This is a genomic window from Prevotella sp. C0026C3 (assembly GCF_056590795.1).
Genome location: NZ_JBWPWW010000002.1, coordinates 241,310 through 260,520, shown reverse-complemented (window position 1 = coordinate 260,520; position 19,211 = coordinate 241,310). Strand labels below are relative to the sequence as shown.

The window sequence follows — 19,211 nt, the reverse complement described above, 5'->3', positions numbered from 1 at the left end:
CTCCTGTGTTAAGCGTTAATTGATTTGATTTCTACTTCTGTGAATTGTGCACGGTGACCGTTGCGCTTGCGAGCATCTTTGCGACGCTTCATTTTGAAAACGATAACCTTGTCACCCTTTACGAGAGGGGTCACAACTTCAACTACTACTTTCGCACCACTTACAGTAGGTGCACCGACAGTCACTGCTCCGTCGTTGTCTACGAGCAGAACTTTGTCGAATTCAACAGTCTTACCAGCTTCAGCATCCTTGATGTGATGAACGAAGAGCTTCTTGCCCTGTTCTGCCTTGAACTGCTGACCGTTAATTTCTACAATTGCGTACATTATTTATATATTAAACGGTTTCTCCGTAAGGCGTTCGACATATTTGTCGACACTTTACTAAGCCTCCACGGACTAAATTGGCCACAAAGTTACTAAATTCCTATGAGAGGAATATGTAAAAACTAATAGTTTGTTATGATTTATAATATATTAACACTATAAGGAACCCTTAGTCGAGGGGAGCTCATAGTGATATATATCTCTTTTGATAGCCATTTTTAAAGCTCTAGCCAATGCTTTGAATATGCCTTCTATTTTGTGATGCTCATTGGTTCCCTCCGCTTTAATGTTTAAATTCATCTTGGCGGCATCGCTTAAACTTTTGAAAAAGTGTAGGAACATCTCGGTAGGCATCTCTCCAACTTTCTCTCTGTGGAATTCTGCTTCCCATACTAACCATGGGCGTCCACCGAAGTCGAGAGCTACTTGACAAAGGCAATCGTCCATTGGTAGGCAATATCCGTAGCGTTCGATGCCCCGTTTGTTGCCGAGTGCTTGTAAGATACATTCTCCCAAACATATTGCGGTATCTTCAATCGTGTGATGTTCGTCTACCTGTAAATCTCCTTTTGTATGTATCGTAAGGTCTATCATGCCATGCTTTCCAATCTGTTCGAGCATGTGGTCGAAAAATCCTAAGCCTGTAGAGATGTCACATTTTCCGGTTCCATCTAAGTTTGTTTTCACGTAGATATCCGTCTCTTTGGTAGTCCGTCTTACCTCTGCAATACGTTCACCGGCAAATAATAATTCAGCGATTTTATCCCATGTCATTCCGTCTTGATTCAGAATGAGCGCTTTACAACCAAGATTTTCTGCCAACTGACGGTCGGTCTCTCGGTCACCAATGACGTAGCTGTTGGCTAAATCAAACTTAGCTTGGTTCATATATTCTTGCAACATACCCGTTCCCGGTTTACGCATGGGTGAGTTATCTTCCGGGAAATGCCGGTCAATCTTAATGTCGTCGAAAGTTATTCCTTCTCCTTCAAGCGTTTGCAGGACGAAATGATGGGTTGGCCAAAAAGTTTCTTCGGGATAAGAATCAGTGCCTAAGCCATCTTGGTTGCTTACCATAACGAAGAGGAAATCTAGCTGTTGACGTATAAAACCGAGGTTTTTAAAGACTCCTTTACAGAATCTGAGTTTGTCGAAACTGTCAATTTGTTCGTCGGCAGGTTCTTCTATCAGTGTGCCGTCTCTGTCTATAAAGAGTATTCTTTGTTTCTTATTCATATATCAATGGCATATTATCAGTTGTGTTGCTTTTAGCTGCTGCTTTCTCCTCTTCGCGTTGGTTGATGGAACCCATTGCGTAATAATTGACCATACATCCCCATAGGAAGATATAGTTCATGAAAGTTAGAGTGATGATTGACGTCGCAATGAGCAACCAACGGAAGTAGGAAGGAGCGCCATTGGGGTCGCCGTTAAGCATTCCTAATTGATTGGCAGTCTGCGCTCCGCCAATAATTAGCAGTGGTAACAGGCATAAAAAGCCAAAACATGTAGCAGTAATCAGTGTCATCAGGTTGGTTGTGAAGAGAAACCCCCAATGTTTCCATCCTCTTTTATAGCCTGTACCAAGAATGTTTCTCCATGAAGTTTCTTTTTCTACCAGATATTCTGTGCCGGAGGAGACAGCCGGGAGGAGAGCTGCAATAATTGCAATCGCCAATATGGTGGCAGTAAGGTAACTACCGGTAATGGCTGTGGGAGCTGCCATTAACTTGTGCTTGATGAGAAATGTGGCAAAAGCGGGAGAACCATATGCAAGTGTAGAGCTTATCAAGATACAAACGATGGAGTAGAATATGGTGATAATAGCGCTGCGCTTACATGTCTCTTTGAAACTTTGGCCGTTGACCAACCTGTAAATACTGCTGATAAACCAAATGGAAGCAATAACCGATAGTATCCAACATAGAACCATTAGTGTGAGTGTGAGGGCAGGGTAGGAGAAGCCAAATTGTGTGATGGTCATATCAGGGATATAAGTCAACATGATGAATGTCTCTGCTATGGCTAGTATGATGGTTGGAAGCCAAGTGGCTTTCAATATTTTAATAGGATTGGTGACTACCATGTCGCAGGCTGATTTGATACAGCCTGCGAAACTTCTACTCTTATATAAATCTTCGTTTCTCATATTATCTTCTCCTAAATTCTGCGCAAACGATAGCTGTTGCAATCGCTACATTTAAACTATCAGCAGTTTTCCTACCCTTAGGAAAGTTGGGTATGAATAATTTTCTATTGATTAATTTTTTGATTTGTGGTGATATTCCGTTTCCCTCATTGCCCATAACGATGACTCCTTTTGGTTCCAATGGTTGTTCGTAAAGGTTGTCTCCATCAAGTAGCGTGCCATAAATGGGAGTTGTGGGGGGGAGTGAGGTGAGGCGTGAAGTCAAGTCGCCATAGGTAACTGTTACTCGTGATAAGCTTCCCATAGTGGCTTGGACAGTTTTGGGTCCAAAGGCGTCGACAGTATCTGTACTACAATAGATGTTTTCGATACCAAACCAATCGGCAATACGAATAATGGTGCCTAGGTTACCGGGGTCTTGTACGCCATCTAGGGCAATTTCCAACCCTGTTAATTCATTTGTTGCCATTGCCGTGAAGGGCTGAATCGGAAAAACGGCAAGAACTTCCTGCGGATGCTGTAAGAAACTTGTTTTTGCAAGTTCCTCTTCGGTTACAGTGATGCGTTCCGTATCTGTTGGCACGTGATGCTTATCAAACCAATCCTTTACAGCAACAATTATCTTAGGGCTTGTGGTCTGCATCATGTCTCCAATCACTTTTGGGCCTTCTGCAACAAAGACTTGCTCTGCCTTCCGGAACTTCTTGTGCTCTAGAGATTTAATGTATTTTATTTTAGCCTTACTAATCATTTTTGTAATAGTTGTCTATTGCAAAAGTAACAATTAAAATCGAATTTATAAGCTGCCTATATCATTATTATATCTTTTTACCACATGGATGGATTTACTGCCAAGATTCTACAGTAGGGTTGCTGATAACAAACAGCATTGTTGCAAGGTGCAGACAGTAATGCTGTATAAACTTTGCAGTAATACGAATAGATGGGGATGAAGTGTCGATAAGGAAAGATGCTGATGTAATATTATACGGAATGAAACGTTATAAGAGCATGATACGGAAAGTAATCTTTTTGACTATACTGATATTTCATGTCATTTATGGCATGGGACAGAGCTTCATTTTGAAAGGGAAGGTGACTGATGGAGAGATGAAGGCATTGCCTTTTGCCACGGTCGCTGTGCCAAAGCAGGGGAAGATAACGATGACTTCTATCAATGGGGAATTCCAGCTGACTCTGATGACTGAAGATTCTGTCGTTGTGAAGTTTTCTACAGTAGGGTATAAGACAAAAACACGTGTGCTTCGTCACCCAAAAGGTAAGCAGACTTTGCAAGTGGTTCTATATTCTGACAATACATTGGCCGAAGTGCAAGTGCAAGGACAGAAGATAGAGACCGGACAAGTACGCGATTTGAAAGCAAAAGATTTGAAGACGATACCCTCGGCTAGTGGCAATGCGGTGGAGAATTTGATTCAGACGCAAGCTGGTGTTACGTCACACGATGAACTTTCGTCCCAATACAATGTGAGAGGTGGAAACTTTAATGAAAACAGTGTATATATAGAAGGTATAGAGATATTTCGCCCTTTCTTGGTGCGGAGTGGACAGCAGGAGGGATTGTCTATTATCAATCCTTATATGGTGGATAAGATTGCATTTTCGGCCGGTGGATTTACTGCCAAATATGGAGATAAGATGTCTTCGGTGCTTGATATCAATTATAAAAGACTGTCGCCCGGAGCGTTGGAAGGTACTGTCTCTGCAAGTATGCTGGGAGGAAGCGCATATCTAGGAATGGCAACGAAGAAAATATCTTGGCTGAATAGTGTGAGGTATAAAACCTCTCGTTACCTTTTAGGTACGTTGGAGACGAATGGAGAATATCGTCCAAGCTATCTAGACTATCAGACTTATTTAAGCTATCAACCTTCTAAAAACTGGGAAATCAATATCCTTGGTAATATATCGGACAATCATTATAACTTTGAACCGGAAGATAGGGAAACTGCTTTTGGAACAATTGATAATGTGAAAAAGTTTAAGGTGTATTTCGACGGACACGAGAAAGACCGATTTACGACTTATTTCGGTAGTATCGGAATATCAGGAATATTGGGATCAAAAACAAAAGTGACATTGCTAGGGTCGGCATATTATACGCACGAACAAGAGAAATACGATATTCAAGGTCAATATTGGCTAAATCAGACTGAGACGAGTGAGAACCTCGCAGTGGGTACTTATTTTGAACATTCACGAAACTACTTGAAAGCAAATGTAAGGAGCTTGTTGCTGAAAATGACCCATAAAACGCAAAAGCATGCTTTTGAAGCAGGATTACAATTTAAGCAAGAACATATAGAAGAGCAGTCTACTGAATATGAAATGAGAGATTCGGCCGGGTATAGCATACCTCATATCGGTAAAGATTTGAAGATGATATATTCGATGAAAGCCAATAATGCTTTGGATGCTAATAGAGTAGAGGCGTACTTGCAAAATACTTACAGGTTTACGAGTGCTGGTGGGCATAGCCTCTTTACACTGAATTACGGTGTTCGAATAAGTCATTGGAATTTCAATCGTGAGACAATTATGAGTCCACGTATATCCTTAGGTGTTATTCCGGCCTACAGTGAGAATACTACGCTGAGGTTTGCGACGGGCATTTACTATCAAGCTCCTTTTTATAAAGAGCTGAGAGATACGAATACTGTAGACGGAACAAACTATGCAACGTTGAATAGGAATATTAAAAGTCAGCGCTCTATCCATTTTATTCTAGGCTATGACTATCGCTTCCATATTAAAAGTAGGCGATATAAGTTGACCGCAGAGGCCTATTACAAGGCTTTGAGCAACTTGATACCATATTCCGTGAATAATATGAAAGTTATTTATTATGGAGATAATGTCTCATCAGGACATACAGCAGGAGTAGAAGTCGGTGTGTATGGAGAGTTTGTGCCGGGTACAGATTCTTGGTTGAATGTGTCGTTGATGAACACAAGTATGAAACTGAATGGGAAAAGTATTCCGCTTCCATCGGATTGTCGCTATGCGCTAAACCTCTATTTTACTGATTATTTTCCGGGAAGTGATAGGTGGAAGATGAGTCTAAGGCTAGCTTTTTCAGATGGACTTCCTTTTTTTGCTCCGCATCAAGAACTGGACCGTTATGCTTTTAGAGCCTCTGCATATAGGAGAGCCGACATTGGCCTGAACTATTGTTTATGGGATAGAGTCAAGGCCGAGCGCTCAAGTTTCTTGAAAGATGTGTGGCTCGGAATGGAATGTTTGAATGTACTAGGTATCAACAATGTAAACAGTTACTATTGGATTACTGATGTAACCCAACAACAATACGCCGTCCCGAACTATTTGACGGGAAGGCAAATCAATGTTACTGCCCGATTTGACTTTTAAGCGTAATAGAGAAAATAGATTGCAACAAGGATTACGATGAGTGCAATTCCGATAACGGTCTTGATAAGACAGCCGGTGATTTTTTTTATCACAAAGAAGCCAACGATGATGGCTATCAATACATATATATAATAGGTGAAAGTAGAAGTCATTTGTGTTGTGTCTTATTTGAATAATTGACGGAATGCCGTGGGGATGGGAGTCTCGAACTCCATACGCTGGTGAGTGACGGGATGGTAGAAACATAGCATGTAAGCATGGAGGCATAGTCGTTGACAAGGATTGTCGCCATTACCGTATTTTATGTCTCCACAAACAGGAAAACCAATATCAGCGCTGTGGACTCTGATTTGATTCTTACGCCCAGTTTCTAATTTGTACTCTACTAAACTATATGCTGTTGTACGGTCTAATACATGATAATGAGTCACAGCATATTTGCCCCCATTATCTACCGGAGATGAGTAAGTGATATAAGCTCGGTTGTCTTTAAGCCAACTTTCGACGGTTCCCTCGTCATCTATCATCTCACCTGAGACAACAGCAACATAGCGTCGGTCATAAACGATATGGTGCCAATCTTCTTCTAGCAATCGTTCTGTTTGAATATCTTTGGCATAAATCATGAGTCCACTAGTGTCTCTGTCAAGTCGATGAACTACATGGGCGGTACAGTGTTGGCGTGTCTGCTGTAAATAGTCGTCTAGTACGGTCTTTACATTGAGCGAAGAATGGCCGGCAGCCATGGAGAGTATGCCGATATTTTTCTCAATGACAATGATATATCTATCTTCGTACACAATCTTGATATAGCGACTTTTGAACGTTACATTCTTCTTGGTTTTGCTGACCGACACCTTCATTCCCGACTGAAGAGGATAATTGTATTGTGTAACAATCTTCCCTTGAACTTTAATCCCTCTTCCTTGTAGAGTCGCCTTGATTTTATTCCGGCTTTCTCCCGGAATGTTTTCGAGGAGCCATTCCAACAAAGTGCCTTGCCGATTGACGACATAGTTGGTGTAATCGCCTGTATGTTGCTGCTTATAGATCTTCATAGGTTGCAAATGTACGAAAATATAATGATAATAGCTTAAGCCACTTTAATCTTTTTATGTACCTTTGCATGACAACCAATTTTCTCATAACTACATGACACAAGAACCAAAGACACCTTTAATCAGTTTTATTATTCCTGCTTATAATCTTCCTCCCTCTCTGTTACAAGAATGTATAGAGAGTATCATGGCCTTGTCGTTGAGCAATGATGATAGGGAAGTGATAGTGGTTGATGATGGTTCGGATATTTTGGCTTTGGACAGTTTGGAAGAATATCGTGATTCTATTATTTATGTAAGGCAGGCGAACGGAGGCTTGTCTGTAGCTCGAAATATGGGAATACGAGTTGCTACGGGCCATTATATTCAGTTTGTAGATGGCGACGATAAGTTGCTACGAACAGCTTATGAACATTGTTTGGATATAGCAAGGTATCATTCTCCTGATATGGTGTTGTTTGAAAGTGGACGTAAAGAGGATGTTGATGTGCCTTTTAGTTATGAAGGACCGGTTTTTGGAAGCGAATATATGGTTCATCACAACTTGAAAGCTGCGGTGTGGAGGTATATATTTCGTCGAACTATTTTGGGAGATTTGCGGTTTACAGCTGGTTCTTTAAAAGAGGATGAAGAATTTACTCCCTTATTAATGTTGCGATGTTCAAAGGTATTTGTGACCAATGCCAAGGCGTATTTCTATCGTAATCGGGAAGGTTCTATTACCAATAATAAAGATAATAGATATGTGGCAAAGAGGATAGAAGATGCTGAGACGGTTTTATATAAGTTACAAACTAAGGCCGCTATATTGCCGATTGCAGAGCGAATAGCCCTCAATAGGCGAGTGGCACAGTTGACAATGGATTACCTGTATCAGATAATTAAGTCGACACATAGCGAACGTCATTTGAATGATGCCATTGAACGATTGCGTGCACATGGGCTTTATCCGCTACCTGACAATAAGTATACGAAGAAATATACAGCCTTTAGATTACTTATTTCTAACCCTCTTGGGCGTAGAATGCTACTTCTATCTTCCGGTATAATCTAGTAGTTTGCCATCTGTAGAGATGACGTGATGCGACTTTAACATAATTTTACAAACTGTAATCGCTTGATATATAGTGATTTATGAAAAAGTTACAAAACGGACATAAAAAAAGATGAAAAAAGAGGACGGTGTTTCAAAAAATTACTTACCTTTGCATCGTTTTAATAAACAAATGATTGTTTTACAGATTTAAAAAGCAAAGAAAATGAAGAAATTAGTTTTAATGTTCGTAGCTATCGCAGCTATCTCTTTCGCATCATGTGGTAACAAGACTGCAGCTCCTGCTGGTAACGCAGATTCTGATACAACTATGGTTGATAGCGCTGCTGCTGACACTGCTGCTGCTGATACTGCTGCTGCTGACTCAGCTATGTAATTCGTTAGCTCGAATTGAAAAATGAGAGATTGTCGCTGGACTATGTCCAGCGGCATTTTTTTGTTTATAAATAACTGTTGGAAATAAAAAAAGTAGCCTAATTTTAGGCTACTTGAAGTAATATAGGAAGGTTGCAATGCCCTCAATGGCAGGTTTGCCTTGTCCTTCGATTTCTATTTTGAATTTAATACCGGCTTTGCAGATACCTCTTAGGTTTTCTATGCTGTCCAAATTGGCAATGAGCCGAACTTTAGAACCTGTTATAACAGGAACTCCAAAGCGCATTTTATCCATTCCATAGTTGACCATCATCTTTAGATTGTTAACTTCACAGATTTGTCCCCATAGGTATGGAAGTAATGAAAGCGTAAGATAACCGTGAGCAATAGTGCTTTTGTATGGGCTCTCTTGTTGTGCTTTAGCTTCGTTGATGTGTATCCATTGGTGATCAAGCGTGGCATCTGCAAACATATTGATTCGCTGTTGGTCAACTTGTAACCATTCGGAAACACCTAATTGCTCACCCAAATGGGCTGCAAACTCTTCATAAGAGTTGATAATCAATTTCTCCATTGTTGTATGATTGGGTTTATATAAGTCCTAGTTTTATGAATTCTTCGTAGAGAGGTTGGGCTAGTTGCTGTGCATCAGGATGTGGTGCACCGGTTGTACCAAGTGCTCTAAGATTGAAAAAATGTTTCCAGTCAGAGGTAAATGCAGTATGAATGAGTTCGGTATTGGTGTCTAGCGGCAATACAGCTCTTGCATCTTGTGGCTTGCAACCTAGACGAATCAAGTTCATATAAGCAAACTCACTGGCCAAATTGGCAAAGAGCCAACTGTCTAGAAGAGTCCAATTTTCTATGGCTTCTTCCGACGAGACTTGGCTACAAAGTTGTTTGAAGTCTGCTGATAGTAATGTGTTATTGATGTCATCTGAGACTTGTTGTTTTACCCAGTGCGGTGTATTGACCGTAATTTCACTACCAAATTTATCTTTAGTATAATTACAATAGCGAGTGGATTGCTCTGCCATAGAGTTGGCGCGATGTCTGTTGAACTCTCGTGTAATAGATATTTGGGTCGTGAAGTGGACTGTAATCCTCTTCTCATGTTTGTCAGTTGGCTCAACCATATAGGCTAAATCATCCATCCATCCATTCTCGGCAAGCACTCGTAGATTGGTAGTGATGAAAGCTTGTTCAGCCTCACAATTACATTTAGAAAATTTGTTTAAAATGTATTTCTCTGCTTGTTGGTGGCTCATTGTCATATAAACACTACCATGTTCAAGCATTGCGGTATGTTGCGATTTAATCATTCGTTCAACAAACGGCTTAGCAGAGGACTCTGTTCGATTACCTTCGCTCTTATAACAGACGCGTCCGCAACGTTCAATTTGCTTATAGAGCCCATTCAGACCGCTTTCTTGATACCATATCTCGTAAGTGGGAGATAGACTTCTCATAATATATTGATTTGATGTTGGATTATTATCATACAATTATATTGGCAAAAGGCAAGAGCCATACGACCCTTGCCCAATATATTCAAGATCTAGTATTGTAGATCATATTATTTACAAGCTATTTTATTTACTCGTCTTTCGTGCCTTCCACCTTCAAATGTGGCCTTGAAAAATTCATCAAGGATAGTCGCTGCCGTCTTGTTATCGATAAATCTTCCCGGCAGAACTAATACGTTAGCATCGTTGTGTTGTCTGATTAATTGTGCAATATCTTTATTCCAAGCAAGTCCTGCACGTACCCCTTGGTGTTTATTTAGTGTCATGGCCATGCCTTCGCCGCTTCCACAGATAGCAATTCCCGGATATACTTCACCGCTTTCAATAGCTTCAGCCAAAGAATGAGCAAAGTCTGGATAATCAACACTCTCATCACTATAAGTTCCAAAGTCCTGAACGGGATAACCTTTTTCTTCAAGATATCCAAGAATGAATTTCTTCAAAGGAAAACCTGCATGATCGCAAGCTAATCCAATCTTTTTTACTTCCATAGGCTAGAAATTTTAAGATTTCAAGGAGAACTTGTCAAAGTTATGAGCCTTTAGAGCTCTCCTTGATTATTGGTTAATAATATGTATATGACTGAATTATTCAGCCAATAATTGCTTTACTTGGTTGTATACATTCTCACCAGTGTATCCCAGTTTCTCATCTAATACCTTATAAGGTGCTGAGAAACCGAAGCTTTCCAATCCGAATACTTTGCCATTAGCACCGACCAAGCCCTCTAAGGTAACGGGAAGTCCTGCTGTCATACCAAATTTCTTCGCATCTGTGGGCAAAATGCTTTCTTGATACTCTTTAGATTGGTTTCTGAAGAGGCCTTCGGATGGTACACTTACTATGCGTACTTTGATACCATCTTGCTTTAGCTTGTTGCTGCCTTCTACCAAAGTAGAGACTTCAGAACCCGATGCAAGAAGTACGACATCGAAATCTTCATCACTATTGGCAACGATATAAGCTCCCTTGCGTGCTTCTTCGTAATTCGTACCTTCTGGTAATGGGTTTATGCCTTGGCGTGAGAAGATAAGGGCTGTAGGTGTAGACATGTTCTCCATTGCCATTTGCCAGCATACAGTTGTTTCTTTGGCATCGGCTGGACGGAATACACGAACGGAGTCAAGTCCTTTATGATTCTTTAGTTTCTCCATTAAACGGATTTGTGCTTCTTGCTCTACTGGCTCATGAGTCGGTCCATCTTCGCCTACACGGAATGCATCGTGCGACCATATAAATTTAACCGGTGTACCCATCAATGCCGCTAGGCGAATGGCTGGTTTCATATAGTCAGAGAATACAAAGAATGTTCCCATAGCCGTAATGACGCCTCCATGAAGCATCATACCGATACACATATCGGCCATAGTCAACTCTGATACACCTGCTTGGAAGAATGCTCCGCTGAAATCACCGTGCTTCATAGAGTGGGTTTCTTTTAAGAATCCATCTGTCTTATCAGAATTAGATAAGTCGGCTGAGGCACAAATCATATTTGGAACTTGCTGTGCCAAAACCTTTAAGCATGCTGCTGAAGCCACACGTGTCGCGCTTCCAGCTTTCGGCTCTTCTAGTTTGCTCCAATCTACTTGTGGAGCTTTACCAGAAAACCACTCTTTCATCATGGCAGCTTTATCAGGATTAGCTGCAGCCCATGCTGCTTCTGCTTGTTTACGTATGGCTACAATCTCCTTTAACTGTTTCTTGCGATTGGCATACAATTCCTTAACATCATCAAAAACGATAAAAGGATTGTCCGGATTTCCACCAAGATTGTTAATCGTGTTACGATAAGCATCACCGCCAAGAGGGGCACCGTGAGTCTTAACATTGCGCTCATAGCTAGAACCATCGTTCTGTAAAGCACCTTTACCCATGACAGTTTTACCTATAATGAGAGTTGGTTTTGAATCTTCTTGATTGGCAATTGTCAATGCTTCTCTAATAGCATCGGGATCATTACCATTGATTTTGATGACATTCCAATTCCATGCTTTGTATTTAGCTTCTGTATCTTCGCTCGAAACTTCTGCATATTCGGTAGAAAGCTGTATCTCATTAGCATCGTAGAACATAATGAGATTATTCAGTCCTAGCGTGCCAGCAATTCTACCAACACCTTGACTAATCTCTTCTTCTATGCCGCCGTCGGAGATATAAGCATATACTTTATGTTGCATCATTGTATGTCCAAGGCGAGCTTCCAAGAACTTTTCGGCTACAGCTGCTCCTGCAGCAAGTGCATGACCTTGTCCTAATGGACCTGATGAGTTCTCTATTCCGCGCTTAACGTCTAGCTCTGGATGCCCCGGAGTAGGGGAGCCCCACTGGCGGAATTGCATTAATTCGTCAATGGTGAATTTACCTTGGAGTGCCAAAGCTGCATAGAGCATTGGCGACATGTGCCCCGGATCTAGGAAGAAACGATCCCGTCCCGTCCATGTTGGGTCTTCTGGATCATAAACTAAAAATTCTGAGAAAAGTACATTGATGAAATCTGCACCACCCATGGCACCACCGGGATGACCGGAATTAGCTTTTTCAACCATTGATGCCGCTAATATACGAATATTATCAGCTGCGTGGTTCATTAATGTTTTGTCGTTCATTTTGTATTGATTGGATTGATATGACAAATATACTACGAAATTCTCAAAACCACAATTGATTTGGCCGGAATTTTCATTCTAATACTCCCATTATGTATAGAAAAGTTTTTAAATGTGGCTGGTTTTACGGTTTCCGAGTGTGAGAAGTCGTTATAATCTGTGATATTTTTCGATGTAAGAATCTGAGCGACGACATTTTTTGCTTTGTATCTGTCGGTCTTGATTTCTATTTCTTGTTGTTTATTTAGATCGACATTGGCTATTGATACTGCAATTTGACCATCTGCGGTTTTTGCAGCCGATGTATTGATAGTAGGAATTGTGTGATTGTTCGATACGATCATGGAATCACACAGGGTTTCGGATGGGAGATAAGTGGCTTCTTGGAAGGGCTTATACATATTAAATACATGATAGGTAGGTGTCAGTACCATGTGGCCTATACCTTTTGTGTCTGTTAATATCATGCTTTGCAATACATTGACAACTTGCGCAATATTTGCCATCTTGATGCGATCCGTATGTCTTTGAAATACATTTAACGAGAGGGCAGCTACAAAGGCATCACGCATTGTATTCTGTTGGTATAAGTGTCCCTTGATAGTACCGGGCTCTTCATCCCACCACGTTCCCCATTCGTCTACTAATAGGTCAACTTTCTTAGCTGGATCTTTCTCGTTCATGATGGCGCAATGCTTCTTGATGACGTCTTCAATTTCTAAGCATTTGCCTAAAGTTTTGTAATATTCGTCGTTATTGAAAACTGTAGCGCTACCTTTACTGCCTTCCCATGTCTTTACTGTATAATAATGTAAGGAGATACCGTTCATTCTGTTGCCGACATTATTCATTAAGACCTTTGTCCAATTATAATCATAATCACTGGCACCTGAGGCTACTTTATATAGTTGATGATTGCCAAAGTTTCTACAGTAAACAGCATATCTGCGGTATAAGTCTGAGTAGTATTCCGGTGTCATGTTACCTCCGCATCCCCAACTCTCGTTACCAATACCTAGATATTTGACGTTCCATGCTCTCTCGCGGCCATTTTTACGACGTAAGTTTGCCATAGGTGTATTTGCATCTATTGCTGTCCGCTAAAACTTTTTTCTTCCGACCTATGTAAGAAAAATCTCCTTTAATACAGTATTTTTGAATATTAAAACTTAAATATAAACCATTATCTAATCAAAACAAGGAATCTTGTGATGCTTTCTATTTGTAACTACAATCCAAGTCCCCTATAGAGTAAAAATGCTTGTATCACCGGTAGATAAAGGGAGTGCAGGCTTTCAATTCATTTTTAGCGGACAGCAATAATATGTAATGATGTACAAAATAATTTCCAATATTCACCTAGTGTCTGATTCATGACAGGTATTATTCTTTGTATATCCATGCGAGGAATGAATTAATCCATGGTATAGTACATCTAAACCATCTGTATTTGGCAACAGGTTTACCTCCAAAACTCAAGGTAAACTCTCTTACAAGGTTTCGCTTAAATGGCAATCCTGCATCCATAAAGAATAGATGGGCGTAATTATGAGTGTGCGCATATTTGAGCGTATTCCACACTGTCATGAAATTAGGGTGCAACCGTGGGTGTCTTTTCTTCTTGGAAGCAAAATGCCAGAGATATGCATTTCCATCGGAATACACACATACTGCTCCACCAATGATGTTGTCTTTATAGGTGGTGACGAAGCATTTAACATTTGTGCTTTGATAGAGTTGTTGGAAATGATGTTCTGAAGGAAGAAAGCGATGGAGACGAGTCCTGTAATATCTTTTGAATATCTGATATAGTTTGCTTAGCTCCTTGAGGTTTCCTACCTCGCGAGTTTCTAATCCCACTTGATAAATCTTGTTGATCCGTTTTAGTTGCTTTGCAGTTAGTCTTTCTTCTGGTGTTTTGCTATGAAGTGAATTATGAATCTCTTGCCAACTGACAGGAAAGTAATGGTTTTGTCGGAATGTTTTATAGCCAAACATCTTTTGGCTGATGTCACTAAACTCTATATACAGGCAGAGACGTCTTCTTAGTTTTTTTGTGATAGCTTTTAGTAGCAATTCAAATAGTTCTACCTTTTCGCTCTCATCTTTATATTCTCCCTCTCCAAAGACTCTTCCTTGTGAATATAAATAAGGTGGAAGCAGCGAACCTCTTCTTCTGACAGTAGCAAGCAAGTGGGCTATACATTCACCATCTCTTTCTGCCACGGCCATGTAGGGTGTTTGTTCCGGAGAGTGTTTCACGATATTGAAGAATTCTTTGCTATGAAAGAAGTTTCGATATTCTATGTCCGGTAAGTCAATGCTTTTCGATATGATTCTGACAGTTACTCCGACCATGTCGCAAAAATAACAAATATTTTGTAAAAGTCAAACTTATGGGCACGATTTATAAAGAGATTGGTTACCTTTGTAAGATATAAATTGCTATTTATGAAAGAATTTAAAAGCTTGGTGGCGTCTAGGCGTAGTCATCGAAAGTTTACGACTGAGCGCATCTCTGAAGAAGATTTACACTTGATACTTCGAGCAGCTTTGATGTCGCCAACCTCAAAAAATCAGCGCTCTTGGCAGTTTGTGGTGGTTACAGAAGCCGCAGTCTTAAAAGAAATGTCAATGGCTAAAGATGCCGGAAGTGCATTCTTGGCAGATGCTCCTATGGCCATTGTGGTTACAGGAGATGTTGAACAAAATAGTTGTTGGGTTGAGGATGGGGCAATCGCTGCTATCAGTATGCAATATCAGGCTGAAGAACTAGGACTTGGAAGTTGCTGGATACAGATTCGTGGTCGATATAAGAAAGACGGAACCAGCGCTACTTCCGTTATTCAGAAACTCTTATGTCTAGATGAGAAGCAAGAGGTTTTATGTGTCTTGGCTATTGGTCATTGGGTCGATGAACGCAAATCGCAAGATGAAGAAAAACTGAAGTGGGAGCAAGTACACTATATTAAATAGAGTATAGATGAGGATTGTATTAATAGGAGCGGGTAATGTTGCGACGCATCTAGGTTGCGCCTTATATGCAGCGGGACACCAAATCGCTCAAGTATATAGCCGTACAGATGAATCGGCACGGCTCTTAGCCGATCGGATAGGAGCAATTCCTACCAGTAACATTCGTGATGTCGTCAGCGATGCAGAGATTTATATCATATCTTTGAAAGACGATGTGGTGGGCGATGTTATTGCTTCGTTGTGCCCAACTCGCGAAAAAGCTCTCTTTGTACATACAGCCGGAAGCCTGCCTATGAATATCTTTGTCGGCAAGGTGCAACGATACGGTGTGATATATCCCATGCAGACCTTTTCTAAGAAAAAGAGTCTTGATATCCATGCCGTTTCATTTTTCATAGAAGCGAGCGATACCGATGCCCTTTGTACATTGCGAACACTTGTCGAGGGATTCTCTACTCATGTATATGAGATGAGTTCTGACAATCGGAAATATCTGCATTTGGCGGCGGTTTTTGCATGTAATTTTGTGAATCATTGTTTTGATTTATCTGCCAGAATCCTTCAGCCGTATGGTATACCATTCGATGCCATGCTACCGTTGATAGAAGAGACCGTCAAGAAAGTACACGATATGGCACCACACGAAGCGCAGACAGGGCCGGCTGCTCGTCATGATGAGAAGGTTATTGAGATGCAGAGCCAGTTGTTAAGCAACGATACCCTCATGCAGGATATATATAATAGAATGTCTCAGAGTATTTTATTGTCGTCATGTAAACAAGAGAAATAGACTTATGATACCTTACGATTTAAATAAAATAAAAGCAGTTATATTCGATGTAGATGGTGTCTTATCAGCACAGACCATTACGTTGGCCTCTGATGGAGAACCTCTACGTACAGTCAATATCAAAGATGGATATGCCATACAATTGGCTATGCGACTAGGTCTACGTATAGTTATTCTCACAGGAGGGAAGACAGAGGCGGTTAGACTACGATATGTTCGACTTGGAGTGGAAGACGTTTACATGGGATGTAGTGTGAAGATAAAGACTTATGATGAGTTTTTACAAAAGTACAATCTATCCGATGAAGAGGTGCTCTATATGGGAGATGATATTCCCGACTATGAAATCATGCGTAGAGTAGGGTGCCCTTGTTGTCCGAAAGACGCGTGTCCAGACATTAAGGATATTAGTATTTATGTCAGCCAGTGGGCAGGTGGACAAGGATGTGGGCGTGATGTTATCGAACAAATTTTACGTACACAAGGTAAATGGATGCAAGATAACCGTGCATTTGGATGGTAAAGAGAAGACAAAATGAAATATAATTTGATATTAGCGAGCAATTCTCCCCGTCGTAAGGAGTTGTTAGCAGGATTGAATATTCCTTTTCAAGTAATGGTGAAGTCGGGTATTGATGAGACCTATCCTCAAGAGATTGTGGCCGAAGAAGTACCGTTGTATCTATCCAAGAAGAAAGCTGCTGCTTATTTTGACGACTTACGAGAAGATGACTTGCTATTGACGGCCGATACGGTTGTCATTTTGGATGGGCAGATATTGGGTAAACCTCATGATGCTGAGATGGCTAAAGAGATGTTGAGAAGCCTAAGTGGCAAGAGACATCAAGTGGTAACAGGTGTTTCTTTCACTGCATTAAGCCATGCTGAGAGTTTTAAAGTTGTCTCCGATGTTACTTTCAAAACTTTCACTTCGCAAGAAATTGATTTTTATGTAGATCATTATCATCCCATGGATAAGGCCGGAGCTTATGGTATTCAAGAATGGATAGGTTATATTGGAGTCACGGCATTGGCGGGAAGTTACTATAATGTGATGGGACTTCCGGTGCAACAAATCTATCAAGTGCTATGCGATAAATTTGATTTTGATTTTCTTTATTCGGGAAACATCAATTCTTAGAAGTATTTTTAGGCTGGAGTTTCTTCAGCCTTCTTTTTACTTCCTGATAATCAGGGCATAGTTGTAGTGCCTTTTCGTAATTCTTAATGGCAGCGGCAGTCATGTGTTCGTGTTCACATTCTTTGCCCATGACGAAGTATTCTACAGCTAGTCTCTTCAACATTTGTTCTTGTTCCTTTAGCTTAGTTTCCATATCTACTATTTTGGATTGGAGCAAATTGATTTGATTGAGTTTCTTTCTGATGAGTCGTCTAGGTGCAGGTTTTTCAATATCATATCTGCTGTGTATGGCCAAGAAGAAATTGTCGAGAGCGGCTTGCATGTTTCCTTTGTCGAAACAGCGTATAGCTTCGGCATATTCTTTGTCCGCCTTGCTCTGTTGTAGTACTTTGTTGATTTGACGAGTATTATTATAATTTCGGGCAAAATTAACAACGTCGTTTCTCACGAAGATGTCTTCGCGCTTGATAGGCTGTTGAAGATAGAGTCCATCAAGCGATGTACAACGCGACAAAGCTACATAGGTTTGTCCACCGGCAAATACTCCGTCGGTCAAATCTATTTTGACTTGTGAGAAAGTTAGTCCCTGACTTTTGTGAATAGTGATTGCCCACGCGAGTTTGATAGGGAACTGTCGGTAGGTACCAATCTCGTTTTCTTCAATCTTCTTTTCTGTTTCGTTGAAGGAATATTTGACATTACTCCAAATCTCTTGCTCTACATCTACTTCGTTTCCGTCTTCTGTCAAGATATAGATGTGTCCTTCTTGTGCATCGTCAAGGCCTATGACGGTGCCCAATGTGCCATTAACCCACTGCTTTTCTCGGTCGTTTTTGATGAATAGAATCTGTGCGCCAACTTTCAATTCCAGTTCCATAGGAGTAGGAAGGCTACTCTCCGGGAATTCTCCTTCTATGATTCCGTAGAAGATAGATGATGTTCCTTCGAGTTTATTCAAATGCTCTTTGTTGATATAGTCTACCGTATCGCGATGGGTGGATAGGGTAATGACCAGTCCTGATTGCTCTATATTTTCTTGCTGATTGTATCTAGTGTTTAGCAACCCAAGGTCGGTATTGCCTACTTGCGCCGTTCTGATATGGTCGAGGATATTGATGAATGTAGGGTCGGATTGGCGATATACTTTCTGTAATTCGATGGAAACCAATTGAAACTCACGGAAAACGCGGGCATCAAAGAAATACTTTGAGGGGTAATAGGGCTGAAGAAGCTGTCGTTCATCTTCCTTTAATACAGGTTCCAACTGGTAGATATCGCCCACGAACAGTAGTTGTTTACCACCAAAAGGTTCTCGCATGTTGCGACTATAGATGCGCAACACCTTGTCAATGAAATCAATAATGTCGGCACGCACCATCGAAATCTCGTCAATGATGATGAGTTCAACTTCCCTTATCAGTTTGATTTTTTCCTTGTTATATTTCAATGTATCTCTAATATTCCGTGCATTATACCTCACATCGTCGGGCAGTAATGGGTGGAAAGGAAGTTTGAAAAAACTGTGAAGGGTAGAACCGCCGGCATTGATTGCAGCAATACCTGTGGGGGCAAGGATAATGTGTTTCTTGTGAGTATTGGCAGCTAGATAACGTAGGAAAGTAGACTTACCGGTACCGGCCTTTCCAGTGAGGAAGAGCGATTGGTGGGTGTATTGAACAATTTGTAACGCATTTTGGAACTCAGGATTATCGAGATCAATATGCGAAGTGTCAATGTTCTTTTGTTTACTATCCGGCATGGTGTACAGTTTGTAAATAGCTATATAGCTTTAAATGGTTTGATAATAGGCAAGAGTG

Annotated in this window: 19 protein-coding genes and 1 pseudogene; 7 read left to right on the top strand and 13 right to left on the bottom strand. The window is 40.7% G+C overall.

The features are described from left to right. Positions 1-8: 8 nt before the first annotated feature. The 4 genes from rplU to AC1EK4_RS02280 form a co-directional block, all read right to left on the bottom strand. Positions 9-326 carry a 50S ribosomal protein L21 gene (gene rplU / locus AC1EK4_RS02295; protein WP_062434643.1) on the bottom strand — a complete coding sequence of 106 codons (318 nt, stop codon included), beginning with the start codon at positions 324-326 and terminating at the stop codon, positions 9-11. A gap of 156 nt (positions 327-482) precedes the next feature. After that, positions 483-1,562: a bifunctional histidinol-phosphatase/imidazoleglycerol-phosphate dehydratase HisB gene (gene hisB, locus AC1EK4_RS02290; RefSeq protein ID WP_062434641.1), complete on the bottom strand. Its 1,080-nt coding sequence runs from the start codon at positions 1,560-1,562 to the stop codon at positions 483-485. After that, positions 1,555-2,475 (bottom strand): hypothetical protein, encoded by a 921-nt coding sequence (locus tag AC1EK4_RS02285; RefSeq protein WP_036898606.1) that lies wholly within the window; start codon positions 2,473-2,475, stop codon positions 1,555-1,557. The genes hisB and AC1EK4_RS02285 overlap by 8 nt, the downstream gene beginning before the upstream one ends. Position 2,476: 1 nt before the next feature. Continuing rightward, entirely contained in the window at positions 2,477-3,226 is a 750-nt protein-coding gene (locus AC1EK4_RS02280) for an RNA methyltransferase (protein WP_036898603.1), read from the bottom strand. A gap of 260 nt (positions 3,227-3,486) precedes the next feature. Here AC1EK4_RS02280 and AC1EK4_RS02275 point away from each other — a divergent pair, with 260 nt between their 5' ends. Beyond that, positions 3,487-5,865, top strand: a complete 2,379-nt coding sequence (locus tag AC1EK4_RS02275; RefSeq protein ID WP_062434650.1) for a TonB-dependent receptor — start codon at positions 3,487-3,489, stop codon at positions 5,863-5,865. On the opposite strand, the gene AC1EK4_RS02270 is transcribed toward AC1EK4_RS02275, so the two are convergent. Both AC1EK4_RS02270 and AC1EK4_RS02265 read right to left on the bottom strand, forming a co-directional pair. Continuing rightward, positions 5,862-6,017, bottom strand: coding sequence for a hypothetical protein (locus AC1EK4_RS02270; protein WP_197421748.1), 156 nt, complete (start codon positions 6,015-6,017; stop codon positions 5,862-5,864). The two genes, AC1EK4_RS02275 and AC1EK4_RS02270, sit on opposite strands and share 4 nt — an antisense overlap. 12 nt (positions 6,018-6,029) lie before the next feature. Next, a complete protein-coding gene (locus AC1EK4_RS02265) occupies positions 6,030-6,923 on the bottom strand; it encodes an RluA family pseudouridine synthase (protein ID WP_062434623.1) in 894 nt (297 codons plus the stop codon). A gap of 94 nt (positions 6,924-7,017) precedes the next feature. On the opposite strand from AC1EK4_RS02265, the gene AC1EK4_RS02260 reads away from it, so the two are divergent. Continuing rightward, on the top strand, positions 7,018-7,977 hold the full coding sequence (locus AC1EK4_RS02260; protein ID WP_036898598.1) for a glycosyltransferase family 2 protein: 960 nt from the start codon (positions 7,018-7,020) through the stop codon (positions 7,975-7,977). A gap of 205 nt (positions 7,978-8,182) precedes the next feature. Then, complete coding sequence (locus AC1EK4_RS02255) at positions 8,183-8,353, top strand: PG1828 family lipoprotein (RefSeq protein WP_197421747.1); 171 nt, start codon at positions 8,183-8,185, stop codon at positions 8,351-8,353. A 108-nt stretch (positions 8,354-8,461) separates the two neighbouring features. Here AC1EK4_RS02255 and AC1EK4_RS02250 read toward each other — a convergent pair whose 3' ends face one another. The 6 genes and pseudogenes from AC1EK4_RS02250 to AC1EK4_RS02225 form a co-directional block, all read right to left on the bottom strand. Further along, the gene (locus AC1EK4_RS02250) at positions 8,462-8,926 is read right to left on the bottom strand and encodes a MaoC family dehydratase (protein ID WP_480356864.1); all 465 of its coding nucleotides are present in this window, start codon (positions 8,924-8,926) and stop codon (positions 8,462-8,464) included. A gap of 16 nt (positions 8,927-8,942) precedes the next feature. After that, the gene (locus AC1EK4_RS02245) at positions 8,943-9,821 is read right to left on the bottom strand and encodes an FAD-dependent thymidylate synthase (RefSeq protein WP_036898594.1); all 879 of its coding nucleotides are present in this window, start codon (positions 9,819-9,821) and stop codon (positions 8,943-8,945) included. A 107-nt stretch (positions 9,822-9,928) separates the two neighbouring features. Continuing rightward, positions 9,929-10,369: a ribose 5-phosphate isomerase B gene (rpiB, locus tag AC1EK4_RS02240; protein ID WP_036898592.1), complete on the bottom strand. Its 441-nt coding sequence runs from the start codon at positions 10,367-10,369 to the stop codon at positions 9,929-9,931. Positions 10,370-10,465: 96 nt separating this feature from the next. Then, on the bottom strand, positions 10,466-12,487 hold the full coding sequence (locus AC1EK4_RS02235; protein ID WP_480356862.1) for a transketolase family protein: 2,022 nt from the start codon (positions 12,485-12,487) through the stop codon (positions 10,466-10,468). Between the two features lie 32 nt (positions 12,488-12,519). After that, a pseudogene (locus AC1EK4_RS02230) lies at positions 12,520-13,575 on the bottom strand (alpha-N-arabinofuranosidase); the annotation flags it as partial. A gap of 295 nt (positions 13,576-13,870) precedes the next feature. Further along, positions 13,871-14,845 carry a GNAT family N-acetyltransferase gene (locus AC1EK4_RS02225; protein WP_480356860.1) on the bottom strand — a complete coding sequence of 325 codons (975 nt, stop codon included), beginning with the start codon at positions 14,843-14,845 and terminating at the stop codon, positions 13,871-13,873. Between the two features lie 93 nt (positions 14,846-14,938). On the opposite strand from AC1EK4_RS02225, the gene AC1EK4_RS02220 reads away from it, so the two are divergent. From AC1EK4_RS02220 to AC1EK4_RS02205, 4 genes are read left to right on the top strand one after another with little or no spacing between them, the layout of a single operon-like run. After that, the gene (locus AC1EK4_RS02220) at positions 14,939-15,463 is read left to right on the top strand and encodes a nitroreductase family protein (RefSeq protein WP_062432950.1); all 525 of its coding nucleotides are present in this window, start codon (positions 14,939-14,941) and stop codon (positions 15,461-15,463) included. 7 nt (positions 15,464-15,470) lie between these two features. After that, the gene (locus tag AC1EK4_RS02215; RefSeq protein WP_036898554.1) at positions 15,471-16,253 is read left to right on the top strand and encodes a Rossmann-like and DUF2520 domain-containing protein; all 783 of its coding nucleotides are present in this window, start codon (positions 15,471-15,473) and stop codon (positions 16,251-16,253) included. A 4-nt stretch (positions 16,254-16,257) separates the two neighbouring features. Beyond that, positions 16,258-16,776 (top strand): KdsC family phosphatase, encoded by a 519-nt coding sequence (locus AC1EK4_RS02210; protein ID WP_036898551.1) that lies wholly within the window; start codon positions 16,258-16,260, stop codon positions 16,774-16,776. 12 nt (positions 16,777-16,788) lie between these two features. Then, positions 16,789-17,394, top strand: coding sequence for a Maf family nucleotide pyrophosphatase (locus AC1EK4_RS02205; RefSeq protein WP_480356858.1), 606 nt, complete (start codon positions 16,789-16,791; stop codon positions 17,392-17,394). Here the strand turns inward: AC1EK4_RS02205 and AC1EK4_RS02200 are convergent. Next, complete coding sequence (locus tag AC1EK4_RS02200; protein WP_480356855.1) at positions 17,384-19,153, bottom strand: AAA family ATPase; 1,770 nt, start codon at positions 19,151-19,153, stop codon at positions 17,384-17,386. The two genes, AC1EK4_RS02205 and AC1EK4_RS02200, sit on opposite strands and share 11 nt — an antisense overlap. Positions 19,154-19,211: the final 58 nt, after the last annotated feature.

What these genes read in the sequence shown, in the direction of transcription:
- AC1EK4_RS02275 (WP_062434650.1), top strand. Translation starts at nt 3,487, where the DNA reads ATGATACGGAAAGTAATCTTTTTGACTATACTGATATTTCATGTCATT.
- AC1EK4_RS02280 (WP_036898603.1), bottom strand. Translation starts at nt 3,226, where the DNA reads ATGATTAGTAAGGCTAAAATAAAATACATTAAATCTCTAGAGCACAAG.
- hisB (WP_062434641.1), bottom strand. Translation starts at nt 1,562, where the DNA reads ATGAATAAGAAACAAAGAATACTCTTTATAGACAGAGACGGCACACTG.
- AC1EK4_RS02285 (WP_036898606.1), bottom strand. Translation starts at nt 2,475, where the DNA reads ATGAGAAACGAAGATTTATATAAGAGTAGAAGTTTCGCAGGCTGTATC.
- AC1EK4_RS02225 (WP_480356860.1), bottom strand. Translation starts at nt 14,845, where the DNA reads ATGGTCGGAGTAACTGTCAGAATCATATCGAAAAGCATTGACTTACCG.
- AC1EK4_RS02270 (WP_197421748.1), bottom strand. Translation starts at nt 6,017, where the DNA reads ATGACTTCTACTTTCACCTATTATATATATGTATTGATAGCCATCATC.
- AC1EK4_RS02255 (WP_197421747.1), top strand. Translation starts at nt 8,183, where the DNA reads ATGAAGAAATTAGTTTTAATGTTCGTAGCTATCGCAGCTATCTCTTTC.
- AC1EK4_RS02250 (WP_480356864.1), bottom strand. Translation starts at nt 8,926, where the DNA reads ATGGAGAAATTGATTATCAACTCTTATGAAGAGTTTGCAGCCCATTTG.
- AC1EK4_RS02215 (WP_036898554.1), top strand. Translation starts at nt 15,471, where the DNA reads ATGAGGATTGTATTAATAGGAGCGGGTAATGTTGCGACGCATCTAGGT.
- AC1EK4_RS02235 (WP_480356862.1), bottom strand. Translation starts at nt 12,487, where the DNA reads ATGAACGACAAAACATTAATGAACCACGCAGCTGATAATATTCGTATA.
- AC1EK4_RS02200 (WP_480356855.1), bottom strand. Translation starts at nt 19,153, where the DNA reads ATGCCGGATAGTAAACAAAAGAACATTGACACTTCGCATATTGATCTC.
- AC1EK4_RS02245 (WP_036898594.1), bottom strand. Translation starts at nt 9,821, where the DNA reads ATGAGAAGTCTATCTCCCACTTACGAGATATGGTATCAAGAAAGCGGT.
- rplU (WP_062434643.1), bottom strand. Translation starts at nt 326, where the DNA reads ATGTACGCAATTGTAGAAATTAACGGTCAGCAGTTCAAGGCAGAACAG.
- AC1EK4_RS02220 (WP_062432950.1), top strand. Translation starts at nt 14,939, where the DNA reads ATGAAAGAATTTAAAAGCTTGGTGGCGTCTAGGCGTAGTCATCGAAAG.
- AC1EK4_RS02205 (WP_480356858.1), top strand. Translation starts at nt 16,789, where the DNA reads ATGAAATATAATTTGATATTAGCGAGCAATTCTCCCCGTCGTAAGGAG.
- AC1EK4_RS02260 (WP_036898598.1), top strand. Translation starts at nt 7,018, where the DNA reads ATGACACAAGAACCAAAGACACCTTTAATCAGTTTTATTATTCCTGCT.
- rpiB (WP_036898592.1), bottom strand. Translation starts at nt 10,369, where the DNA reads ATGGAAGTAAAAAAGATTGGATTAGCTTGCGATCATGCAGGTTTTCCT.
- AC1EK4_RS02210 (WP_036898551.1), top strand. Translation starts at nt 16,258, where the DNA reads ATGATACCTTACGATTTAAATAAAATAAAAGCAGTTATATTCGATGTA.
- AC1EK4_RS02265 (WP_062434623.1), bottom strand. Translation starts at nt 6,923, where the DNA reads ATGAAGATCTATAAGCAGCAACATACAGGCGATTACACCAACTATGTC.